We start from the raw sequence: 22,056 nt of genomic DNA, 5'->3' as shown, positions 1-22,056 counted from the left end.
AGGTCGTTATGGAACACATCACATTATCTTTCCCTGCTAACCGCGCACTCAGCGGTAAAGCCCTGGCAGGGGTCGTTGGTTCCGGTGATATGGAAGTCCTGTACACCGCAACCGAAGGGCAAACGCTGAATATTGATATCACCACTTCACTGGATAACAGCGACGCCCGCTGGAAGGCGCTGTTTGACCGCCTGAATTTAATCAGCGGCCTGCCTGCCGGACAGCTGGTTATTCACGACTTTGGCGCAACGCCCGGCGTCGCGCGTATCCGTATTGAACAGGTATTTGAAGAGGTGAGCCATGCGTAACGATGCCAGTTTTATTGAATTACGTGCCCGTGAGCGTGCGCGTGCGCTGCTGGACGACGGCAGCTATCGCGAACTGCTGGATCCCTTCGAAGGCATTATGTCGCCGTGGCTGGCACCGCAGGGTGTGGTGCCACAGTCCGATGACGGCATGGTGGTGGCACGCGGTACGCTGAACGGTCAGCCGGCGGTGGTGATTGCCATCGAAGGCACCTTCCAGGGCGGCAGCATGGGCGAAGTATCCGGCGCGAAAATGGCCGCGGCGCTCGAACTGGCCGCTGAAGACAATCGCAACGGAATACCGACTCAGGCGGTACTGTGCCTCGAAACCGGCGGCGTCCGTTTGCAGGAGGCTAATCTGGGACTGGCGGCGATTGCCGACATCCATGCGGCGATCGTCGACCTGCGTCGCTATACCCCGGTTATCGGCATCATTGCCGGCACCGTCGGCTGTTTTGGCGGCATGTCTATCGCTGCCGCGCTCTGCAGCTACCTGATCGTGACACGCGAAGCACGCCTCGGCCTTAACGGACCACAGGTTATCGAGCAGGAAGCGGGCATTGAAGAGTATGACTCTCGCGACCGTCCGTTTATCTGGAGCATGACCGGCGGCGAAATCCGCTACGCCAGCGGCCTGGTGGATGCGCTGGTCAGCGATGGCGTCAATGCGGTTAAAACTGCCATGAATGACTTCATTGCCAAAGGCGTACCGGCGCAGCATCGCAGTGATAAATATGCGGATTTCCTGCCACGTCTGAGCAACTTCGACACCCGTCAGCAGGCCGATACCGCCACGATTAAACAGCTTTTCGCCCGGGAGGATAAATAATGACCCAGACCAACAGCCGCGGTGCAACATGGCTGGCAAAACTCGCACCCGATGCGCAACGCCTGAGTGGGCTGTGCCCCTCTGTTCAGGTCGCTGACGGCGAACTTAATGGCGAAAGCGTCCGCTTTATCGCCGTAGTCCCTGACGCAGACAATCACTATCCCCGTGCCGCCAGAGGTGAAGTCGGCCTGCTGGAAGGCTGGACGCTGGCGAAAGTGGTAAATGAAACCATCGACGCTGACAGCAACAGCGCGGTGAAACGTCCGATTGTGGCAGTGATCGATGTGCCGAGTCAGGCTTATGGCCGCCGTGAAGAGGCGTTTGGTATTCACCAGGCGCTGGCCGGTGCCGCCGGTGCCTACGCGAAAGCCCGTCTGGCCGGTCATCCGGTGATTGGCCTGATTGTCGGTAAAGCGATGTCCGGCGCATTTCTGGCGCACGGCTATCAGGCGAACCGGCTGATCGCGCTCAACGACCAGGGCGTGCTGGTGCATGCAATGGGCAAAGAGTCCGCTGCGCGCATCACGCTGCGTACCGTCGACGCGCTGGAAAAACTGGCGGCCACCATTCCACCGATGGCCTATGACGTCAGCAACTTCCACACCCTGGGCCTGCTGTCTGACCTGCTGACCGTGGCCGATCCTGATGCACCGTCAGATGCCGATCTGGCGATGGTTGAGATTGCCCTGCAGAAAGCTATCGCTGATGCCCGTCAGGATCCGAGCCTGAAAAACCGGCTGGGCGCTGAAAATCGCCGCAGCTCCTCGCTGGTCCGTGAGCGGATGCGCGCCAGCTGGTAAACCCGACTACAAAACAAAAAAACCTGCCGGAAACGGCCTGGACGGGGCGGATGACCGCCCCGCAATAAGGGCCGCTTTTAGAATTATAAACATCGTGTTAGCCAAGAATTCTTCTTAAAATACAGGTGATTTATGATTTATATAATTGTTCATGCCCTTGCTCCAATCTTTGTGATCATGCTGCTGGGTTTCTGGGCCGGTAAGGCTGGAATGGTCAACAACAAAGACGTTTCACTGCTCAATATTTTTGTAATGGATTTTGCCCTGCCCGCTGCCCTGTTCAGCGCGACAGTACAAACCCCCTGGCCAGGCATCGTGGCGCAATGGCCGTTAATCGTGGTGCTTACCGGTGCCATGTGGATCACCTATGCGGGTATCTATTTTGCCGCGACTAAAATTTTCAAAAAGTCGCCGCAGGATGCCGCAGTGCTGACGCTGACCGTTGCGCTGCCAAACTACGCTGCACTCGGCCTGCCGATTCTTGCCAGCGTTCTGGGTGAAAACCCAACAACTTCGCTCTCTGTAGCGGTATCCATTGCCTGTGGTTCAGTCCTGCTGACGCCGCTGTGCCTGCTGATTCTGGAACGCGAAAAAGCCTTTGCGGCGGGAACCGCACACGGTTCAACGCTGACCATGCTGCCGATCCTGATGTGGCGTTCAGTAAAGAAACCGATCGTGATGGGTCCGTTGATTGGTGTGGTGCTGTCGGCGCTGGGCGTTAAAATGCCGGATCTGGTGCTGGCGGCGATTAAACCGCTGGGCCTGGCGGCGACCGCAGCCGCGCTGTTCCTGACCGGGGTGATCCTCTCTGCGCGTAAACTGAAACTCAACGCCGTGGTTGGTGTCGGCACGATTACCAAACTGCTGATTCAGCCCTTTATTGCCTGGGGTCTGGTGCTGGCGCTGGGTCTGAGTGGTCCGGTGGCGATTACTGCGATTCTGATGATTGCGCTGTCAGCCGGCTTCTTTGGCGTGGTGTTTGGTAACCGCTTCGGTGTGCAGTCGCCGGATGCTGAAGCCGTGCTGCTGTTAAGTTCGATTCTGTGTATTTTATCGTTACCCCTGTTCATTACTCTGACTTCCGGAATGTAATATGACGTTCACACCGCGCCCCCACGATCTCCTCTGGCTGCGCTCAGACAGCGCGCTGTTAGCCATCAGCGACGCCTGGGTCAGCCAGCACTGGCAGCACGCTTTTCCAGTGGTGGTGCGGCGCGATGTGAATCAATCGGGGCTGATTCCGGTCGGCGTGCGCGGTGAAAAACGTGAACAGCGCGCCGCCGGATGGACAGACGCCGCCGATATTGAACGCGTCGTCACACCGGAAATGCTGGCTGATCGCAGCCAACTGCTCGCGTCGCCGTTTGTTGATTATCCGCCGGTCAGGGCGGCGATCGCGCTCAGCGACAGCGTCTGGCCATGGTACTGGGGCGTCACCGGCAGCACCGGTTATGCTCTGGCGACACAGCGGCCGACGCTGCACGCCGCCAGCGATCTGGACTTACTGATTCGTGCGCCGCAGCCGCTGGCACGCGACGAGCTGCAGCAGTGGCAGAACCAGACTGAAACGCTGCCCTGCCGCGTTGATACGCAGGTGGAAACGCCGCTCGGCGCTTTTGCCCTCAACGAATGGCTGCGTGAAGGCCGCGTACTGTTGAAAACCGCCACCGGTCCGAGACTGACCGCGTCACCCTGGAGCAGAGATCCCGCATGAAAATCCTTTTTACTTTTCCCGGCCAGGGCACCCAGCGGGTCGGTATGTTGCAACATCTTCCCGACGGTGAGGCGGTGTTAAACAGCGCGCGCGCCGTGCTTGGTGAAGAGACCGACCTGCTCGACAGCGCTGACGCACTGCGTCATACCCGCGCCGTCCAGCTCAGCCTGCTGATTGCCGGCGTAGCCTGGGCGCGTGAGCTGATCAGACACGGATTGAAGCCAGACATTGTCAGCGGCCTGTCGATTGGCGCTTATCCCGCCGCGGTGATTGCTGGCGCACTCGATTTCAGCGATGCGCTACGGCTGGTGGCTCTGCGCGGCGATCTGATGGAGCAGGCCTATCCGCAGGGCTACGGCCTGACCGCAATTACCGGACTGACGCTCAGCCGGCTGGAGAAGCTGCTGGTCGACAGCAATACTTATATTGCCAACCTCAATGCAGAAACGCAGATCGTGATTGCCGGACGGGATGAGGATATGGCGCGGGTGGCGCAAAAAGCGCTGGCGGCCGGTGCCAGCAAAGCGGTCAGGCTGGCGGTCAGCGTGCCTTCTCACTGCGCACTGCTGGATAAGCCTGCTGCTGAACTGGCTGCCGCGTTTGAGTCTGTCAGTCTTTCACGCCCTGGCTGCGCTTACCTGAGCGGTTCGACCGGTCGGGTAATCTGGGAGCCGGGCAAAATTGCCGACGACCTCGCCTATAACATGGCGCGAACGGTGCAGTGGAATGATGCGGTGATTTCAGCCAACCAGCGCGATGCCCGCCTGGCGATTGAAATGCCGCCAGGCAATGTGCTGACCGGCCTCACCCTGCAGGCGGGCTGGCAGGGCGAAGCCATTTGCATGGAGCGCAACAGCGTTGAGGTGGCACTGCATCTGGCTAAACGGCTGAGTCAGTAAGGCCGCGGGCATACATTCGCCCTTCTGCGGCCAGCGCCAGCAGCTCCTGATCGCGTTCGCGGCGGTGTGAGTAGACAATCGAAATCTGCTGGCGCATCTGATAAGGCTCGGCCAGGCTGACCAGCTGGATATTGTTTTCGTAGACTTTTTTCATCCGTCCCGGAATTAACGCCAGCCCCATGCCAGCCTGCACCAGGCTGACCATCGAAAAGATGTCATTCACCTTCGTCACCACTCGCGGTTCAAATCCGGCAACCTGAAACGCCTCCTGAAAACCGGCATAGGTAGCAAAGCCTTCGGCCAGCGAAACGAAATCGCGATCGGCATAGTCGCGCAGATCCGCCGGACGGCTCAGATCCAGCGTTTCACCGGCTGGCGCGGCCAGGAAAATGTCATCATAAAACAGCGGGACCACATCGAACAGCGAATCGCTGAACTCGCCGTTGTTGGTGGCGATCAGGATCGCATCAAGCGCATCATCCTCAAGCATGTTGAGCAGCATCTGATTTGAGCCCATGGTGAGATCAAGCTCGAGCGTCGGTCGGCGCAGCTTCATGCCCATGATCAGTCGCGGGATGGTTTCCAGCGTCAGCGAGTAGAGCGTGCCGATCCGCAGACGACCACAGCCCACGCCAGCCACCAGCCGTGCTTCTTCGATCCCTTTCCCCATCAGCGCCGTCACATCCCGGCAATACTCCAGCAGCGTCCAGGCGGCGGGCAGCGGCACCAGGTTGCGGCCTTTATGGATAAACAACGGACAGTCGATGCCTTCTTCCAGCGTGTGCAGCGCACGATGGACGCTGACGCTGCTCAGTTCCAGCGCTTCTGCGGTGCGGGCGATATTGCCTTTGGTCATAAACATCATGAAGACGCTGAGCTTGCGAAAGGTAATCTCGTGATTGATGTTGTCACTCATTGTCTGTTCTGCCTGTCTGGTCAAAAGATGAAACGCATGTAAGCCGGGCTGCATAATAGCCGATACCTCAGCGAGAGCGTTATGATCTGGCATGTCTGCCGTGGTACTTCTGCCGGGGAGTCAATCGTGCGGGATCGGCGATCCGCTGCCGTCACGGCAAAGCGGGATGAGTGCAGGTATCAGCCTGATCAGGGGAAGCGCTGAACGTCACGGTGGATCGGCGGTAGCGGAAATGACGGGCGTGAAGCAGTGCGGCCGCTCCCTCGGCCGCCGCGAATGATAACGTCACCGCGGGCGGTGACGTGCGCGTCTTATAACCTTATCGGCGAAATATTCCAGATCTCATCGGCATACTCCTGAATGGTGCGGTCCGACGAGAAATAGCCCATGCCGGCAATGTTCATCGCCGCACGCCGCTGCCATTCATCCGGCTGGCGATAGAGCGCATCCACCTTATCCTGGGTATCGACATAACTGCGGTAATCCGCCAGCAGCTGATAGTGATCGCCGAAGTTCACCAGCGAATCAAACAGGTTACGGTAGCGGCCTGGCTCCTGCGGGCTGAATACGCCAGAGGCCAGTTGGGTCAGCACCTGATGCAGCTCCGGGTCCTCTTCGTAGTACTGACGCGGGTTATATCCGCCTTTACGCAGCGCTTCAACCTGCGGCGTGGTGTTACCGAAAATGAAGATATTCTCCTCGCCGACGTGATCCAGCATCTCGACATTGGCGCCATCCAGCGTACCGATGGTCAGCGCGCCGTTGAGGGCAAACTTCATATTACTGGTGCCGGAGGCTTCGGTACCGGCCGTGGAGATCTGCTCAGAAAGATCGGCCGCCGGGATGATGATCTGCGCCAGGCTGACGCTGTAGTTCGGAATGAAGACCACCTTCAGCTTATTTTTCACCTGCGGATCGTTGTTGATCACTTTAGCGACATCGTTAATCAGATGAATGATGTGCTTGGCGACGTAATAGGCCGAGGCAGCTTTGCCGGCAAAAATATTGACGCGCGGCACCCAGTCCGCCTGCGGATCGGCTTTGATGCGGTTATAGCGGGTGATCACATGCAGCACGTTGAGCAGCTGCCGCTTGTACTCATGGATACGTTTAATCTGCACGTCAAACAGCGCGTTCGGGTCCAGCACCACATCAAGGTTTTTCGCCACCCAGTCAGCCAGCCGACGTTTGTTCTGATGTTTGGCAACCGCCACTTTTTCGATAAAGGCCGGATAATCAATCTGCGCTTTCAGCTCGCCGAGCTGGCTGAGATCGGTACGCCAGTTGCGGCCGATCTCCTCATCCAGCACTTCAGAGAGCGCCGGGTTCGCCAGCGCCAGCCAGCGACGCGGCGTCACGCCATTGGTCTTGTTGCAGAAACGGCCGGGGAACAGCCGCGAGAAATCAGCAAACAGCGACTGTACCATCAGATTGGAGTGCAGCTCAGAGACGCCATTGACCTTATGGCTGACCACCACCGCCAGCCACGCCATGCGGATCCGGCGGCCGTCGTTCTCATCGATGATCGAAATGCGCGACAGCAGATCCCAGTCATCCGGGTAGTAGTCCTGAATGGTTTTCAGGAAGAAGTCGTTAATTTCGAAAATGATGCTGAGATGACGTGGCAAAATTTTGCCAATCATATCGACCGGCCAGGTCTCCAGCGCTTCGGTCATCAGCGTGTGGTTGGTGTAAGAGAACACCTGACAGCAGACGTCAAACGCGTTGCCCCAGCTGAACTTATGTTCGTCGATCAGCAGACGCATCAGTTCGGGGATCGCCAGCACCGGGTGGGTGTCATTCAGGTGGATAGCGATTTTATCGGCGAGGTTGTCCCAGGTCTGGTGCATCCGCCAGTGACGATTAAGAATGTCCTGAACGGTGGCGGACACCAGGAAATACTCCTGACGCAACCGCAGTTCACGGCCGGAATAGGTTGAATCATCGGGATAGAGCACGCGGGAAACGTTCTCGGAGTGGTTTTTATCTTCCACCGCCGCGAAATAGTCGCCCTGGTTAAATTTACCGAGGTTGATCTCGTTACTCGCCTGCGCGCCCCACAACCGCAGGGTGTTGGTGGCATCGGTGTCGAAACCCGGAATGATCTGGTCATACGCCATCGCCAAAATCTCTTCTGTCTCCAGCCAGCGCACCTTCGCCCCTTCATGCTGCACCCGGCCGCCAAAACGCACTTTGTAACGGGTATTGAAGCGCTGGAATTCCCACGGATTACCGTACTCAAGCCAGTAATCCGGCGACTCTTTCTGCTCACCTTCCACAATGTTCTGTTTGAACATGCCGTAGTCATAACGAATGCCGTAGCCGCGGCCGGGCATACCCAGCGTTGCCAGGGAGTCGAGGAAACAGGCCGCCAGGCGACCCAGACCGCCGTTACCGAGGCCAGGATCGTTCTCTTCTTCCATCAGCTCGGCCAGGTCCAGCCCCATCTCATCCAGCGCCTGGTTCAGATCGTCATAAATCCCCATCGCCAGCAGCGCATTGCCCAGCGTGCGGCCCATCAGGAACTCCATCGACAGGTAATAAACCTGCCGCACGTCCTGTGACAGCTGGGCACGACTGGAACGCAGCCAGCGCTCAACCATCCGGTCGCGCACCGCCAGCAGCGAGGCGTTAAGCCACTCGTGCTTATTGGCAATAGAAGGATCTTTACCGATGGTAAACATCAGTTTGTAGGCAATCGAATGCTTTAAGGCATCAACCGTCAACGTTGGTGAGGCGTAAGTGAAAGGTGCATTCATATCCAGTTTTCCCAATCCGTTACATCAAACGTTGGTAGAGATCACGGTAGGCTTGTGCCGCCACCTGCCAGCTAAAATCCATCCCCATGGCCTGGCGCTGAACGTAACGCCACAGCGAAGGACGAGACCACAACACAAACGCACGCCGGATGGCCCGTAACAGCGACCAGGCATTTGCATCTTCAAAACTGAAGCCACTGGCGATACCGTCCGCCAGATTCTCTAATGAACTGTCATTGACCGTATCGGCCAGGCCGCCGGTACGACGCACTAACGGCAACGTACCATACTTCAGGCCATAAAGTTGAGTCAGGCCGCACGGCTCGAATCGGCTCGGCACCACAATTACGTCCGCGCCGCCGACAATGCGGTGTGAGAACGCTTCGTGGTAGCCAATCTGCACCCCGACGCTACCCGGATGCTCTGCCGCCGCGGCCAGGAATCCCTGTTGCAGCTCGGCATCGCCCTGCCCCAGCAGCACCAGCTGTCCGCCCTGTGCCAGCAGGCCCGGCAGCGCTTCCAGTACCAGGTCCAGCCCTTTCTGTTTGGTCAGACGGCTGATGACGCAGAATACCGGGGCCTTATCATCCACCTTCAGCCCCATCGCAACCTGCAGCTGGCGTTTGTTTTCCGCCTTGGCTTCCAGCGTGTCGCGGTTATAGCGCGCGTTGAGCAGCAGGTCATGCGCCGGATCCCAGATTGACGGGTCCACGCCATTCAGAATGCCGCTCAGGCGACCTTCACGCATACGCTGCGCCAGTAAGGTTTCCATGCCATAACCGAACTCGGCCGAGGTGATTTCATGCGCATAGGTCGGACTGACCGCTGTGACGTGATCGGCGTAGTAAAGGCCCGCTTTGAGGAAAGAGATCTGACCGAAAAACTCCAGTCCGTACATGCTGAAAAACGACCACGGCAGGCCGATCTCTTCCATGTGATGCGCCGCGAACAGTCCCTGATAAGCCAGGTTATGCACGGTGAACACCGATTTGGCCGGACGGCCCCGCGCTTCCAGATAGGCGCAGGTCAGGCCGGCATGCCAGTCGTGGGCGTGAACGATATCCGGACGCCACATCGTATCCAGACCGCACGCCAGCTCACAGCCCATCCAGCCGAGCAGCGCGAAGCGCAGATAGTTATCGACGTAGGCAAACTGCGACTCATCATGATACGGACTGCCCGGACGGTCGTAGAGCGCCGGCGCATCAATCAGGTAGATGCCTACCCCGTTAAACTCACCAAACAGTAAGCGCACATGTCCGGCAAACGTATCCAATTCTGTTACCACCTGAAGATCAGGTATGCCCTTGCGCAATGCTGGAAAAGCGGGCAATAACACCCGCGTATCCGTGCCACCCGCAATTTGTGCTTGAGGTAATGCCCCGACTACATCAGCCAGTCCGCCCGTTTTGAGCAGCGGGAAAAGTTCTGAACAGACATGTAAAACCTGCATCCTCGACCTCATTAAGTTATCAGGCACGATCCGCGTGCCGATTGCGTGTGTTCCGCTATCGCTTACTGCCCCGCATTGGCCAATTTAGCCAGCATGGCGCGGGTAACCAGTACGATGCCTTCATCCGAACGGTGAAACCGGCGACTGTCTTCATCAGGGTTTTCGCCGATGACCATTCCTTCTGGCAGCTCGCAGGCGCGATCAATCACACAGCGGCGCAGACGGCAGGATCGGCCAACCACCACATCGGGCAGCAGCACGGTTGAATCAATATTGCAAAACGAGTTAACGCGCACCCGGGGAAACAGCACCGAGTTCACCACCACCGAGCCGGAGATGATGCAGCCGCCCGATACCAGCGAGTTCATGGTCATGCCGTGACTGCCGGACCGATCCTGGACAAACTTGGCGGGTGGCAGCGGCTCCATATGGGTGCGAATTGGCCAGGTCACGTCGTACATATCCAGTTCCGGCATTACCGAGGCCAGGTCGAGGTTAGCGCGCCAGTAAGCTTCGAGCGTGCCGACATCGCGCCAGTAAGGCGGCGCCTTGTCGTCGTTCTGCACGCAGGAGAGCGCAAAGGAGTGCGCGTAGCCTTCACCGCTCGCTACGATTTTCGGCAGAATATCTTTGCCAAAGTCGTGATTTGAGCCTGGGGTCTGCAGATCTTCTTCCAGCAACGCATAGAGATAATCGGCGTTGAAGACGTAGATCCCCATACTGGCCAGCGCCTGAGTGTCATCACCCGGCATGGTCGGCGGTTTTGGCGGCTTCTCGACGAAGTCGATCACCATGTTCTCTTCGTTAACCGCCATCACGCCAAACGCGGTGGCTTCATGCACCGGCACCGGCAAACAGGCGATGGTACATTTCGCCTCATTGACCACGTGATCCAGCAGCATGCGCGAATAATCCATCTTATAAATGTGGTCCCCGGCGAGGATCACGATGTACTGCGCCTGATAACGGCGAATCACATCAAGGTTTTGCGTTACCGCATCGGCGGTGCCGCGATACCACTGTTCGGTGGAGAAGCGCTGCTGCGCTGGCAGCAAATCCACAAACTCATTCATCTCTTCATTGAAGATCGACCAGCCACGCTGGATGTGCTGGGTCAGGGTGTGGGACTGGTACTGGGTAATCACGCCGATGCGGCGGATACCGGAGTTAACGCAGTTGGACAAGGCAAAGTCGATAATGCGGAACTTGCCGCCGAAGTGCACCGCCGGTTTGGCGCGTTTTGCCGTCAGGTCGACCAGCCGTGTACCGCGTCCACCGGCGAGGATCAGAGCAACCGTTTGTGTAGGGAGCTGGCGCGCCAGCATCAGGTGATCTGTTCTGTCTAATTTAACCATGTCTGACTCCTTATGATTGCTTTTGGAACACGCACACACCGTGTGCGGGACCATGCCAGACAGTTAACAGGATGGGGTTATCGTCCCCGGCGAAAGGAGGAAGGGCACGCCATTCTCCGTCTGGTAACACGATGTCATTCACCGAGTCCGTGGCGTTTATTGTTATTAACCAGCGGCCGGACAGCAGGATCTGCAATCTATGCGTCCCCTGTGCCCATTCATCGTGTTGCAGTGGCTGGCCACCGGCATTGAGCCACTGCACATTGCCATCACCTTCCTGCCACCAGCGATCCGCCGTCAGCGCCGGAATGTGCTGACGCAGCTGGATCAGGGCCGCAGTGAATCCGACCAATCCCTTCTCATCCGCCTGCCAGTCAAGCCAGCTCAGGGCGTTGTCCTGACAGTAGGCGTTGTTGTTACCGTGCTGCGTGTGGCCGCGCTCATCGCCCGCCAGCAGCATCGGCGTGCCCTGCGACAGTAACAGGGTGGTGAGCAAGCCCCGCACGCTGCGACGGCGGCGCTCAATCACATCGAAGCTGACGTTCAGCCCCTCTTTGCCGTGGTTATGGCTGTAGTTATCGCCGTGTCCGTCACGGTTATCTTCCCCGTTGGCTTCGTTGTGCTTGCGTTCGAAGCTCACCACATCCCACAGCGTAAAGCCGTCGTGAGCGGTGATCAGGTTGACGGTGGCGTGTGGCTGCCGCTCCTCATGCTGAAAAAGATCGCTGGAGGCGGCAAAGCGACGGGCAAACTCGCCGTTGCTCATCGCACCGTGCAGCCAGTAACGTCGCGCGGTGTCGCGGAAGCGATCGTTCCATTCAGCAAACGGCGCAGGAAAATGGCCGACCTGGTAGCCATTGGGTCCGATATCCCAGGGTTCGGCAATCAGCTTGACCTGTGACAGCAGCGGACAGGCGCGTATCGCCTCAAACAGTGGTGCATCGCGCTGGTAGTCGGGCGTACGCCCCAGCACCGGTGCCAGATCAAAACGGAAACCGTCGACGTGACAGACGCGCACCCAGTAGCGCAGCGCATCCAGCGCCCACGCCATCACCTGCGGATGATGCAGATTGAGCGTGTTGCCGCAGCCGGTCCAGTTCTGGTAGTCGCCCTGCTCGTCCAGCCAGTAATAGCTGGCGTTATCGATGCCGCGCATTGAAATCGTCGGGCCGATGACGTCCAGTTCGGCGGTGTGGTTAAACACCACATCCAGCAGCACTTCTATCCCGGCCGCATGCAGGTTTTTGACCGCCTGCTGAAACTCCTGCAGCGGGGTCAGCCCATCCTGTCCGGAGGCGTAGCGCGGATCGACCGCCCAGAGCGCAAACGGGTTATAGCCCCAGTAGTTGCTCAGCCCCAACTGAAGCAAACGCGGTTCGCTGGCAAAATGGGCAACCGGCAACAGTTCAATCGCCGTGATACCGAGACGACGCAGGTAATCCACCATAACAGGATGGCCGAGCGCCGCGTAAGTGCCGCGCAGCGTTTCCGGAATTTCCGGATGCTGCCGGGTCAGGCCGCGCACGTGCGCCTCATAAATCACCGTGTTGCCCCACGGCGTACGCGGCGCAACGTCGTCCTGCCAGTCGAAATCTTCGGCCACCACCCGTGACTTCGGCGCGATCGCCGCGCTGTCGTGCGGGTCAGGCGCGTTAATGCCGCCGTGAAAACGGGCATCGTCCGGCACGTCGCCTTCTACCGCGCGGGCGCAAGGATCGACCAGCAGCTTAGCCGGGTTAAAACGATGCCCCTGGCGGGGCGCCCATGGACCGTGAACCCGATAGCCGTAACGCTGCCCAGGCTTTAGCGTCGGAACATAGCCATGCCAGATATCGCCGCTGCGGCCCGGCAGATCGATACGCTGCTCCACGCCGTTTTCATCAAACAGGCATAGCTCAACGCGGCTGGCATGCTGTGAAAACAGGGTGAAATTGACGCCTTTGCCATCGTAACTGGCACCAGGCGGCTGCGGATCGCCGGCCGTTATGGTCATTCGCCCTCCCGCACCAGCCACAGGGTCGCCAGCGGCGGCAGATTCAGACTCAGCGACTGCGGTCGCCCATGGCTCGGCTGCTGATCGGTATGCACACCGTGGTTGCGCACGTCGCTGCCGTGATATTCATGCTGGTCGGTATTCAGCACTTCGCGCCACTTGCCTGGCTGGTTCACGCCAAAGCGATATCCCGGCCGCGGCACCGGCGTAAAGTTACTGACCACAATCACTTCATTGCCTTCACGGTCGCGACGGACAAAGGCAAACACCGAATGCTCCGCATCGTCGACCACCAGCCATTCAAATCCCTGCGGATCGAAGTCGAGCTGATGCAGCGGCGTGTAATATTGATAGGTATGGTTGAGATCGCGCACCAGACGCTGCACGCCGTGGTGCCAGTTGTCACCGCCTTCCAGCAGATGCCAGTCGAGGCTGACGTCATGATTCCACTCGCGGCCCTGGGCGAACTCATTGCCCATAAACAGCAGTTTCTTGCCCGGGAAGCCCCACATCCAGCCGTAATAGGCGCGCAGGTTGGCGAACTTCTGCCACGCGTCGCCCGGCATGCGGTCGAGAATCGAGCGCTTACCGTGCACCACTTCGTCGTGTGACAGCGGCAGCACAAAATTCTCGGTGTAGTTGTACATCATGCCGAAGCTCATCAGGTTGTGATGATAACGGCGATGGATCGGATCGAGTTTCATGTAGTCGAGCGTGTCGTGCATCCAGCCGAGGTTCCATTTGAACCAGAAGCCCAGCCCGCCGCCTTCGGTCGGGCGCGTCACGCCAGGGTAATCGGTCGACTCTTCCGCCATGGTCACCGAGCCGGAGGCCACGGTGCCCAGCGTGCGGTTGGTGTAGCGCAGAAACTCAATCGCTTCGAGGTTTTCACGCCCGCCATACTGGTTAGGCACCCACTCGCCTTCAGCGCGGCTGTAGTCGCGGTAAATCATCGACGCCACCGCATCGACGCGCAGACCATCAATGCCAAAGCGTTCGACCCAGTAGAGCGCATTACCCGACAGGTAGTTGCTGACTTCGCGCCGGCCAAAGTTGTAGATCAGGGTGTTCCAGTCCTGATGAAAACCTTCACGCGGATCGCTGTGTTCATACAGCTCAGTACCATCAAATTTTGCCAGACCAAAGTCATCACTCGGGAAGTGGCCCGGCACCCAGTCCAGCAGCACGTTCAGGCCGGCGGCATGGGCGCTGTCGATAAAGGCACGGAATTCGTCACGGGTTCCGAAGCGACGGGTTGGCGCATACATGCCCAGCGGCTGATAACCCCAGCTGCCATCAAACGGGTGTTCGTTGATCGGCAATAGTTCGATATGGGTAAAGCCCATCTCTTTGACGTAGGGCACCAGCTGCTCAGCCAGCTCTTTGTAGCTCAGCCAGAAGTTATTGTCGGTGTGGCGTCGCCATGAACCGAGATGCACTTCATAAATTGAGATCGGCGCATCAAAGGCGTTGGCCGCCTTGCGCTCCTCTTTCATCTCAATAGCATCGGGCAGACCACAAATCATCGAAGCCGTTTGCGGACGCATCTGCGCTTCAAAGGCGAACGGATCCGCTTTGATGCGCAGCTGGCCGTTGGCATCGATAATTTCAAATTTATACAGCTGGCCGTTAACCGCGCCTGGCACAAACAGCTCCCAGATGCCCATCTCTTTACGCAGGCGCATCGGGTGACGGCGGCCATCCCAGAAGTTGAAATCACCCACTACCGACACGCGACGGGCATTGGGCGCCCAGACGCAGAAACGGGTACCGGTGACGCCATCAATCACGTCACCGTGGGCGCCCAGCGTTTCGTAAGGGCGCAGGTGGGTCCCTTCGGCCAGCAGCCACAGGTCCATTTCCTGCAGCAGCGGGCCAAAGCGGTAGGCATCGTCGATCAGGTTCTGCTGACCGTGCCAGTTCACCGCCAGCTGGTAGCGGAAACGGTTTTTACGGCGTGGGATCACGCCGCTGAAGAAGCCGCGTGCATCTTCGCACGCCAGCTGAGCAAGTTTGCGCCCGGTGGAGGTTTCGATTACCCACACCTCAAGCGCTTCAGGTAACAACGCCCTGACTTCCAGGCCTTGCTGAGTCTGGTGCATCCCCAGTAACGCAAACGGGTCAGAATAATTACCTGCAAACAGGGCATTGATCGCATCGCGATCGGGAAGCTCTGACATGACTTTCTTCCTGTGATATTTGGCAGGCGAAATGAGCAACACGACACGGCTCGTCGCGCTTCAAATGCACTGCTCTTCATTGAGCCATACGTACGACGACAAAAGGAGTCAGGCCATTCCATGGGAAAAGTGTCTTTGCCGTGTACAACAACCATTTAGTCCGGAAAGCAAAACAGTCAACTTGCGGCACATCATGGTTAAATCATAGCTTGGTAGCGGCAGTTGCCATGGCTGAAAACAAAAAATTATTCACCGAGCGGTAAAAAAGGGAAGCTGATCACTTAGTAAGCGAAACGGCAGCGCAAAGATGCCGCAACAAAAACAAAAAAGGCCGGATAAATCCGGCCCTTGGCGAGTCTCATCGATTAGTTGGTTAACAACCGCAGCATACGGCGTAGCGGTTCAGCCGCACCCCATAATAACTGGTCACCGACGGTAAAGGCGGAGAGGTACTCCGGCCCCATATTCAGTTTACGCAGACGGCCAACCGGCGTGGTCAGCGTGCCGGTCACCGCCGCTGGCGTCAGTTCACGCATTGTCCGTTCGCGATCGTTCGGCACCACTTTGACCCACTCATTATGCGCAGCCAGCAGCTGCTCGATTTCGGCCAGCGGCAGGTCGCGTTTCAGCTTCAGGGTAAACGCCTGGCTGTGACAGCGCAGCGCACCGACGCGTACACACAGTCCATCAACCGGAATCACATTACGGGTGGCGAGAATCTTGTTGGTTTCCGCCTGCCCTTTCCACTCTTCACGGCTCTGACCGTTATCCAGCTGCTTGTCGATCCACGGGATCAGGCTGCCAGCCAGCGGCACGCCGAAGTTATCGGTCGGCAGGGTACCGGAGCGGGTGAAATCGGTGACGCTACGCTCGATGTCGAGAATGGCTGACGCCGGATTCTGCAGCGCAGGTGCCACGTGATCGTGCAGCATGCCCATCTGGGTCAGCAGCTCACGCATATGGCGCGCACCGCCGCCTGAAGCCGCCTGATAGGTCGCCACCGAGGCCCACTCCACCAGATCCTGCGCAAACAGCCCGCCGAGTGACATCAGCATCAGGCTGACGGTGCAGTTTCCGCCGACAAACGTCTTGATGCCACGATCGATACCTTCACGGATCACCTGATGGTTAACCGGATCGAGGATGATGATCGCATCGTCTTTCATCCGCAGCGTAGAGGCGGCATCGATCCAGTAACCCTGCCAGCCACTCTCGCGCAGCTTCGGATAGACCTCGCTGGTGTAATCGCCGCCCTGGCAGGTGATGATGATATCCAGCGCACGCAGCGCCTCGATATCAAATGCATCCTGCAGTACGCCCTGCTGCTTACCGCCAAAGGCGGGTGCGGCCTGGCCGTGCTGCGACGTCGAGAAGAAGACCGGATTGATGAGATCAAAATCACGCTCTTCGCTCATGCGGGACATCAGCACTGAGCCGACCATACCGCGCCAACCAACAAAACCTACATTCTTCATGTCGTGTCCGTCTCAGGCGGTTTCACACCTGCTTTTCATTTCAGAGGAGAGAACGACGTGTTAATTTCACGTCGCTCTGCGTAATAATAAGATTTACCTGTGACTACCAACTCTACAAAATGCAGGCTTTCTGGCAAGTGAATTAATTCGATTACGCTAACTTTTTCAGCAGCGTAACTAATAACAGCCATTTTTAGATCACGAGACGGCGCAAAACGAATGACTGAAATGATTTCAGCAACCATATTATTGTTGTTAATTATGGACCCACTGGGCAATTTGCCCATTTTTATGTCGGTTTTAAAGCATCTGGAACCGAAACGGCGGCGAGTGGTACTGATACGTGAAATGCTGATCGCGTTAATCATCATGCTGCTGTTTTTGTTTACCGGTGAGCGCATTCTGGCTTTTCTGAATCTGCGTACCGAGACGGTGTCGATTTCCGGTGGGGTAATCCTGTTCTTAATCGCCATCAAGATGATTTTCCCGTCGGCGGAGAGCAGCAGTACTGGCTTATCGGCAGGCGAAGAGCCATTCCTGGTGCCGCTGGCGATCCCGCTGGTCGCCGGACCGTCGCTGCTGGCGACCCTGATGCTGTTGTCACATCAGTACCCACAACAGATGACGCATCTGGTGGGCGCACTGTTGATTGCCTGGGGCGTAACGGTCGGTATTTTGCTGCTGTCGGGCCTGTTCCTCCGCCTGCTGGGCGACAAAGGGGTGAATGCGCTGGAGCGGCTGATGGGATTGATTCTGATTATGCTGGCAACCCAGATGTTCCTTGATGGGATTCGGGCCTACCTGAAGTTATAAGCGCACCTTTGTCCTTTTACCCTGACAGGCCAGCAGGCAGCCGCATTAATTCATGCGTGTTTGTCACAATGTTACGGCGTTGAAATGAACAATAATATTTATATAATGCTGTAAAAAAGGAGATATCCATGGCAGGCAGTATCGAAAATTATGCCGGGGCAGGCGTCTTTATTATCGTTGAGCGCCTTTACAGCAGGGATGCGCTGAACTGGCACGGTGTTGGCGCCTCCATGGTGCAGATTCACAAAATGGTTTACCAGCTTTATCATAAACAAGATGTTTATCTGGAAGGCAGGAAGATCGAACCCGACAGCGCGTCGGTTTGGCAGCGTTTAAAAATCCTGTTTGGCGCGGATCTGGTGCAGAAAAATGCAGCCGATAACAGTACCTGCTTTTCCCTCGACTATGCAGGTTCTCGCTTTGTCACTACGCCTTTTTCAGGCATCGACTTAAAAAAAATCCCGGATTTTTTGACCAGAGAATATACCCTTCCTGGCCGCAACGTGCTGGCCTTTGGCAGCGATCCCTTTCCGCATGTCGGCCTTTATGGCCGTTCAGATGCCCGCTTTGTGATGGCGGAGGGTGGTAAAGGTGACCCGACCGCCGCCGCGAAATACGATGCAAAAAGTAAACAGCTGGTGATGGTGGACCCCGGACAAGAGCTGCCGCAGTTGATGCAGCGTCTGAAAAACCGGAGGGAAATACAATGAGGTTGTTATTACCCTTTTTTTTCGGCGCGCTCTATCTGATAACAGGTTACTTCTCCCTTCAGGAAGTCCTGCAGTATGCCAACAGCGGCCATTCAGGCGTGATCACAGATATGCGCAGTTATCTGGTTGCCCCGCTACTCTGCGCGTTGCTCTGGTTGCTGGTTTATCTGGTAGCCTGGTGGAGTTTCAGAAAAATTGCCTTCCTGTCCGTGGCTAAAGAAACAGCCTTTCAGGCGCTATTCTTTCTGGCAAATATACTCTGTTTAGCTGGCTTGACCGTATTATCCGTCTCGGGCCGGAAAGCGGCGTTGAATGACGTACAGCTGATGCAGGTTGACGTCACTGATTTTGCCTGGGTCTACTTACTTGCCGCCGCCATCACGCTGGTTGTTTTTGCTCTGATAAGAAGAAAATGGGCATGAACAGGCTGCTGCAGATTATCAAAAGCTGTCTGCTGCGTACGTTTAACTATCAAGGGTGTGAAGGAAGGACGAGCTATTTTATTTTCCTGCTGTTTCAGCTGCTCTGGTTCTGCAGTTATCTGCAATGGTTTACCGGGCCACAGCATGAAATAGGCTTAATCGCGCTGCTGCTGTTTATTTTGCCTGTTTTTTCCTGCGGGGTGAGGAGAATAAATGACTCTGGCTATTCACGCGGCGTCATTATCCTTTTGGTGGTAGCGCCTTATCTGCTGTTCCCTTTTTTACTCTTCCCCCGTTCGCGAGAAAAAACCTGACGGGCAAATAGCCCGTCGGGTTGGTCAGGAAAGCAGTGCGAAAGCAATCATACCCACGATAGCCCCGGTAGTGCCGAGAATGGTTTCCATCAGAGTCCAGGTTTTCAGGGTCTCTGCTTCGCTGGCCCCGGTGAAGCGACCAAACAGCCAGAAACCGGCATCATTGACGTGACTGATGATAATCGACCCGCCGCCGATACAAATCGACAGTGCCGCCAGCTGAGCGCCGCTGTAGTGCAGCGGTTCAATCACCGGCATAATCAAGCCGACCGTGGTCAGACAGGCGACCGTCGCCGATCCCTGAATCACCCGCACTGCGCCCGACAGGATAAAGCAGGCCAGTGCAATCGGCAGTCCCGCACCGGTCAGCGCATTACCCAGCACCGGGCCGACGCCGGAATCTACCAGCACCTGCTTAAACACCCCGCCCGCACCGATCACCAGCAGAATAATACCCGCCGGTTGCAGCGCACTGCCGCACACCTGCATCACCCGCTCTTTGTCCATGCCCTGACGGTAGGCCAGACCATAAATCGCCACCAGCAACGCCAGCAGAATGGCGGTAAACGGGTGACCGATGAACTCCAGCCACTCATATAAAGGGGTGCCTTCGGTGGTGAAGCGCGCGCCGATAGTTTTCAGGCCGACCAGCACCAGCGGGAACAGAATCAATGACAGGCTGAAGCCAAACGACGGCAGCTTACTCTCATCGACATCCGGCTGATGATCTTCCGGCGGTGCGCTGAAGGAGACATGATTCCCGATGAAATTGCCGAACAGCGGACCGGCAATCAGCATGCCGGGGATCGCCGCGCACAGGCCAAGCAGGATCATCCAGCCAAAGTCAGCGTGCATCTGCGAGGCCAGCAGCATCGGCGCCGGGCCAGGCAACAGGAAGGCGGCAGCGGCGGCGACCCCGGCAAACAGCGGGATGACCAGCTTGACCAGATTGCCACCGGTACGCCGCGCCACGGCAAAAGCGATACTGATTAGCAGCACCACCGCCACTTCAAAAAACAGCGGCAGCGCGCAGATCAGGCCGGCAATGCCCATCGCATAGTGGGCACGACTCTGACCAAAGGTTTTCAGCATCCGGATAGCGATCTGATCGACGGCACCGGTTTCGTGCAGGATTTTGCCGAACATCGCGCCCAGCGCCACCACAATGGCGAGGAAGCCGAGCGTACCGCCCATCCCCTTCTGCATGGTTTCGGCGATCTGATTCAGCGGCATGCCGGAGAACAAACCGGCACCAATCGACACTAACATCAGGGCGACAAAGGCGTGCATGCGCGCTTTCATCACCAGAAAAAGCAGCAGCAGGACAGAGCCTGCTGCGGTCAAAACGAGTGTTGCGGTATTCATCTCTAACCCTGGCTGATTGCGTCCCTGATAGTCGCAACCGTAGCCGCCACAACCTCGTCGAGTGAATAATCGATATCCACCACCAGTACATCTGACTCATCGCTGCCGGGCTCTTCCAGCGTCGCAAACTGAGTGACCAGCATTTGCGGCTTGAAGAAGTGACCTTTACGCGCTTTGAGACGGGCTTCGATGGTGTCGAAGTCGCCTTTCAGATAGACGAAACGCAGGTTGTCATTACCCTGACGCAGAATATCGCGATAACTTTTTTTCAGCGCCGAGCAGACAATCACTGAAATCGCCTGGGTACGTTGCATCGCAAAAGCGGCATCGTTCAGCGCCTGTAACCATGGCTGACGATCGTTATCATCCAGCGGATGACCGTCGGCCATTTTCAGGATGTTGGCACGTGGGTGGAGAAAATCACCGTCGAGAAAGGCGGTATTCAGTTGATGCGAAACCTGGTTGGCGACGGCAGACTTACCGCTGCCTGAAACGCCCATCAGGATAAAAACGTGATGCGACGGGGATTGCGTTGTCATTTTTCTGCTCCGGCAGGGATGAATTTGCCAATGTTACCGATAACAATGTCGTTTCTCATTGTCTTGACCGCTTAACAGCCTGGCAACCTTTTTACCGGGAAAAGCACGAAAGTGTGAGCTGACTCATAAAATCGCCAGAATCAGATGCTGCCACCTTCACTGATTTCAAAACCGACATCGAGCGGTTGATTCACGCTGCTGTCACCGGCGATACGCGCCAGCAGCAGCGCCGCCGCTTCACGTCCCATCCGGTCGCGCGGCGTCAGTACCGTTGCCAGTTGCGGCGTCACCACCTGACTGATGTCGTGACCGTGAAAACCAGCAATCGCCATCTGGCTTGGCACCTGCAACCCTTGCCGCTGGCATTCAAACATCGCGCCGACCGCCAGGTCATCGTTGGTACAGAACAGACTGTCGGTTTCAGGATAGAGTCGTTGCGCTTCTCGCAGCAGATCACAACCGGCGCTGAACGACGAGGCATCTTCCATCATCACGCTGCGCGGCGTCAGCCCCGCTTCGCGCATCGCCGCTTCATAACCGCGCTGCTTTTGCAGCGTACGTTCATCAAGCCGCGCGCCAAGGTAAACCGTATAACGATGGCCTTTACGCAGAATAGCCTGGGTCATCTGACGTGCCGCTTCCACATTGTCGAAGCCTACCGCCATATCCAGGCAGGGCGTCACGCTGTCCATCACCTCAATCACCGGAATGCCGGCCACTTCCAGCATCCGCAGCGTGCCGGGAGTGTGAGTGCGTTCGGTCAGGATCACCCCATCAATGTTCCAGCCGAGCAGCGAGCGCAGCTGTAACTCTTCTTTTTGGGGGTTATAGCCGAAGTGAGCCACCAGCGTCTGGTAGCCCGCCTCATCGGTGACGGCTTCGATGCCGCGCAGAACGTCGGCGAAAACCTGGTTGGTGAGCGACGGCAGCAGCACGCCAATGGCGCGGCTGGTCGCATTAGAAAGCATGTCGGGCGCGCGATTAGGGATATAACCCAGCTCATCCAGCGCCACGGCAATCTTATCGCGCAGGGCAATGGAGACCTGCTCAGGATTGCGCAGGTAACGGCTGACGGTCATTTTAGTAATGCCGACGCGATCGGCAACGTCCTGTAATACCGGTCTTTTCTTCTTCATCGTAGCGCCTGGGATCGCCCTCATAGCTTAAGTACGATGAGTCTATCACTTTTCTGTCACCAAATTGCCAACCGGGCGC

At 57.3% G+C, this 22,056-nt stretch carries 21 protein-coding genes; 10 read left to right on the top strand and 11 right to left on the bottom strand.

Features of this window, described 5'->3' with window-relative positions; translation table 11 throughout:
• The first annotated feature begins 8 nt into the window (after nucleotides 1-8).
• The 6 genes from mdcC (at nucleotide 9) to mdcH (ending at nucleotide 4,547) form a co-directional block, all read left to right on the top strand.
• A complete protein-coding gene (gene mdcC / locus ABIB18_RS12165; protein ID WP_031375640.1) occupies nucleotides 9-308 on the top strand; it encodes a malonate decarboxylase acyl carrier protein in 300 nt (99 codons plus the stop codon).
• Nucleotides 301-1,134: a biotin-independent malonate decarboxylase subunit beta gene (locus ABIB18_RS12160; RefSeq protein WP_031375639.1), complete on the top strand. Its 834-nt coding sequence runs from the start codon at nucleotides 301-303 to the stop codon at nucleotides 1,132-1,134. The genes mdcC and ABIB18_RS12160 overlap by 8 nt, the downstream gene beginning before the upstream one ends.
• Complete coding sequence (gene mdcE / locus ABIB18_RS12155) at nucleotides 1,134-1,934, top strand: biotin-independent malonate decarboxylase subunit gamma (RefSeq protein WP_031375638.1); 801 nt, start codon at nucleotides 1,134-1,136, stop codon at nucleotides 1,932-1,934. The genes ABIB18_RS12160 and mdcE overlap by 1 nt, the downstream gene beginning before the upstream one ends.
• Before the next feature lie 132 nt (nucleotides 1,935-2,066).
• Nucleotides 2,067-3,026 carry an AEC family transporter gene (locus ABIB18_RS12150; RefSeq protein WP_031375637.1) on the top strand — a complete coding sequence of 320 codons (960 nt, stop codon included), beginning with the start codon at nucleotides 2,067-2,069 and terminating at the stop codon, nucleotides 3,024-3,026.
• Nucleotide 3,027: 1 nt separating this feature from the next.
• The gene (locus ABIB18_RS12145) at nucleotides 3,028-3,648 is read left to right on the top strand and encodes a malonate decarboxylase holo-ACP synthase (protein ID WP_354474202.1); all 621 of its coding nucleotides are present in this window, start codon (nucleotides 3,028-3,030) and stop codon (nucleotides 3,646-3,648) included.
• Nucleotides 3,645-4,547 carry a malonate decarboxylase subunit epsilon gene (mdcH, locus tag ABIB18_RS12140; protein ID WP_046289365.1) on the top strand — a complete coding sequence of 301 codons (903 nt, stop codon included), beginning with the start codon at nucleotides 3,645-3,647 and terminating at the stop codon, nucleotides 4,545-4,547. Before ABIB18_RS12145 ends, mdcH begins: the two co-directional genes overlap by 4 nt.
• On the opposite strand, the gene ABIB18_RS12135 is transcribed toward mdcH, so the two are convergent.
• From ABIB18_RS12135 to ABIB18_RS12100, 8 genes are all read right to left on the bottom strand, one after another.
• A complete protein-coding gene (locus ABIB18_RS12135) occupies nucleotides 4,528-5,463 on the bottom strand; it encodes a LysR family transcriptional regulator (RefSeq protein ID WP_031375635.1) in 936 nt (311 codons plus the stop codon). The genes mdcH and ABIB18_RS12135 overlap by 20 nt on opposite strands.
• Nucleotides 5,464-5,774: 311 nt before the next feature.
• The gene (gene glgP / locus ABIB18_RS12130) at nucleotides 5,775-8,222 is read right to left on the bottom strand and encodes a glycogen phosphorylase (RefSeq protein WP_046289366.1); all 2,448 of its coding nucleotides are present in this window, start codon (nucleotides 8,220-8,222) and stop codon (nucleotides 5,775-5,777) included.
• Between the two features lie 19 nt (nucleotides 8,223-8,241).
• Complete coding sequence (glgA, locus tag ABIB18_RS12125; protein ID WP_031375634.1) at nucleotides 8,242-9,675, bottom strand: glycogen synthase GlgA; 1,434 nt, start codon at nucleotides 9,673-9,675, stop codon at nucleotides 8,242-8,244.
• A gap of 62 nt (nucleotides 9,676-9,737) precedes the next feature.
• Nucleotides 9,738-11,030 carry a glucose-1-phosphate adenylyltransferase gene (gene glgC / locus ABIB18_RS12120; protein ID WP_031375633.1) on the bottom strand — a complete coding sequence of 431 codons (1,293 nt, stop codon included), beginning with the start codon at nucleotides 11,028-11,030 and terminating at the stop codon, nucleotides 9,738-9,740.
• Nucleotides 11,031-11,040: 10 nt separating this feature from the next.
• Nucleotides 11,041-13,023, bottom strand: coding sequence for a glycogen debranching protein GlgX (gene glgX, locus ABIB18_RS12115; protein ID WP_354474201.1), 1,983 nt, complete (start codon nucleotides 13,021-13,023; stop codon nucleotides 11,041-11,043).
• The gene (glgB, locus tag ABIB18_RS12110; protein WP_031375631.1) at nucleotides 13,020-15,203 is read right to left on the bottom strand and encodes a 1,4-alpha-glucan branching enzyme; all 2,184 of its coding nucleotides are present in this window, start codon (nucleotides 15,201-15,203) and stop codon (nucleotides 13,020-13,022) included. The genes glgX and glgB overlap by 4 nt, the downstream gene beginning before the upstream one ends.
• Before the next feature lie 365 nt (nucleotides 15,204-15,568).
• Nucleotides 15,569-16,678 (bottom strand): aspartate-semialdehyde dehydrogenase, encoded by a 1,110-nt coding sequence (asd, locus tag ABIB18_RS12105; RefSeq protein WP_031375630.1) that lies wholly within the window; start codon nucleotides 16,676-16,678, stop codon nucleotides 15,569-15,571.
• A gap of 35 nt (nucleotides 16,679-16,713) precedes the next feature.
• Nucleotides 16,714-17,049: a hypothetical protein gene (locus ABIB18_RS12100; protein WP_236566415.1), complete on the bottom strand. Its 336-nt coding sequence runs from the start codon at nucleotides 17,047-17,049 to the stop codon at nucleotides 16,714-16,716.
• Between ABIB18_RS12100 and ABIB18_RS12095 the strand changes: the two genes are divergently transcribed.
• The 4 genes from ABIB18_RS12095 (at nucleotide 16,940) to ABIB18_RS12080 (ending at nucleotide 18,937) form a co-directional block, all read left to right on the top strand.
• Nucleotides 16,940-17,491, top strand: a complete 552-nt coding sequence (locus tag ABIB18_RS12095) for a YhgN family NAAT transporter (protein WP_236566404.1) — start codon at nucleotides 16,940-16,942, stop codon at nucleotides 17,489-17,491. The two genes, ABIB18_RS12100 and ABIB18_RS12095, sit on opposite strands and share 110 nt — an antisense overlap.
• 128 nt (nucleotides 17,492-17,619) lie before the next feature.
• Complete coding sequence (locus ABIB18_RS12090; RefSeq protein ID WP_354474200.1) at nucleotides 17,620-18,201, top strand: hypothetical protein; 582 nt, start codon at nucleotides 17,620-17,622, stop codon at nucleotides 18,199-18,201.
• A complete protein-coding gene (locus tag ABIB18_RS12085; protein WP_354474199.1) occupies nucleotides 18,198-18,623 on the top strand; it encodes a hypothetical protein in 426 nt (141 codons plus the stop codon). The genes ABIB18_RS12090 and ABIB18_RS12085 overlap by 4 nt, the downstream gene beginning before the upstream one ends.
• On the top strand, nucleotides 18,620-18,937 hold the full coding sequence (locus ABIB18_RS12080; protein ID WP_354474198.1) for a DUF805 domain-containing protein: 318 nt from the start codon (nucleotides 18,620-18,622) through the stop codon (nucleotides 18,935-18,937). The genes ABIB18_RS12085 and ABIB18_RS12080 overlap by 4 nt, the downstream gene beginning before the upstream one ends.
• A gap of 24 nt (nucleotides 18,938-18,961) precedes the next feature.
• Here the strand turns inward: ABIB18_RS12080 and gntU are convergent, their stop codons facing one another.
• The 3 genes from gntU to gntR all read right to left on the bottom strand — a co-directional run bounded on the left by gntU (nucleotide 18,962) and on the right by gntR (nucleotide 21,977).
• Complete coding sequence (gene gntU / locus ABIB18_RS12075) at nucleotides 18,962-20,302, bottom strand: gluconate transporter (protein WP_354474197.1); 1,341 nt, start codon at nucleotides 20,300-20,302, stop codon at nucleotides 18,962-18,964.
• Between the two features lie 2 nt (nucleotides 20,303-20,304).
• Entirely contained in the window at nucleotides 20,305-20,841 is a 537-nt protein-coding gene (gntK, locus tag ABIB18_RS12070; RefSeq protein WP_354474196.1) for a gluconokinase, read from the bottom strand.
• 140 nt (nucleotides 20,842-20,981) lie between these two features.
• Nucleotides 20,982-21,977: a gluconate operon transcriptional repressor GntR gene (gene gntR / locus ABIB18_RS12065; RefSeq protein ID WP_159224111.1), complete on the bottom strand. Its 996-nt coding sequence runs from the start codon at nucleotides 21,975-21,977 to the stop codon at nucleotides 20,982-20,984.
• Between the last annotated feature and the right edge of the window lie 79 nt (nucleotides 21,978-22,056).

The organism is Pantoea sp. UYEF8, assembly GCF_040546285.1.
Classification (GTDB): domain Bacteria; phylum Pseudomonadota; class Gammaproteobacteria; order Enterobacterales; family Enterobacteriaceae; genus Pantoea; species Pantoea brenneri.
Note: the sequence above shows the minus strand (reverse complement) of the source record. Positions and strands in the feature narration are given on the sequence as shown.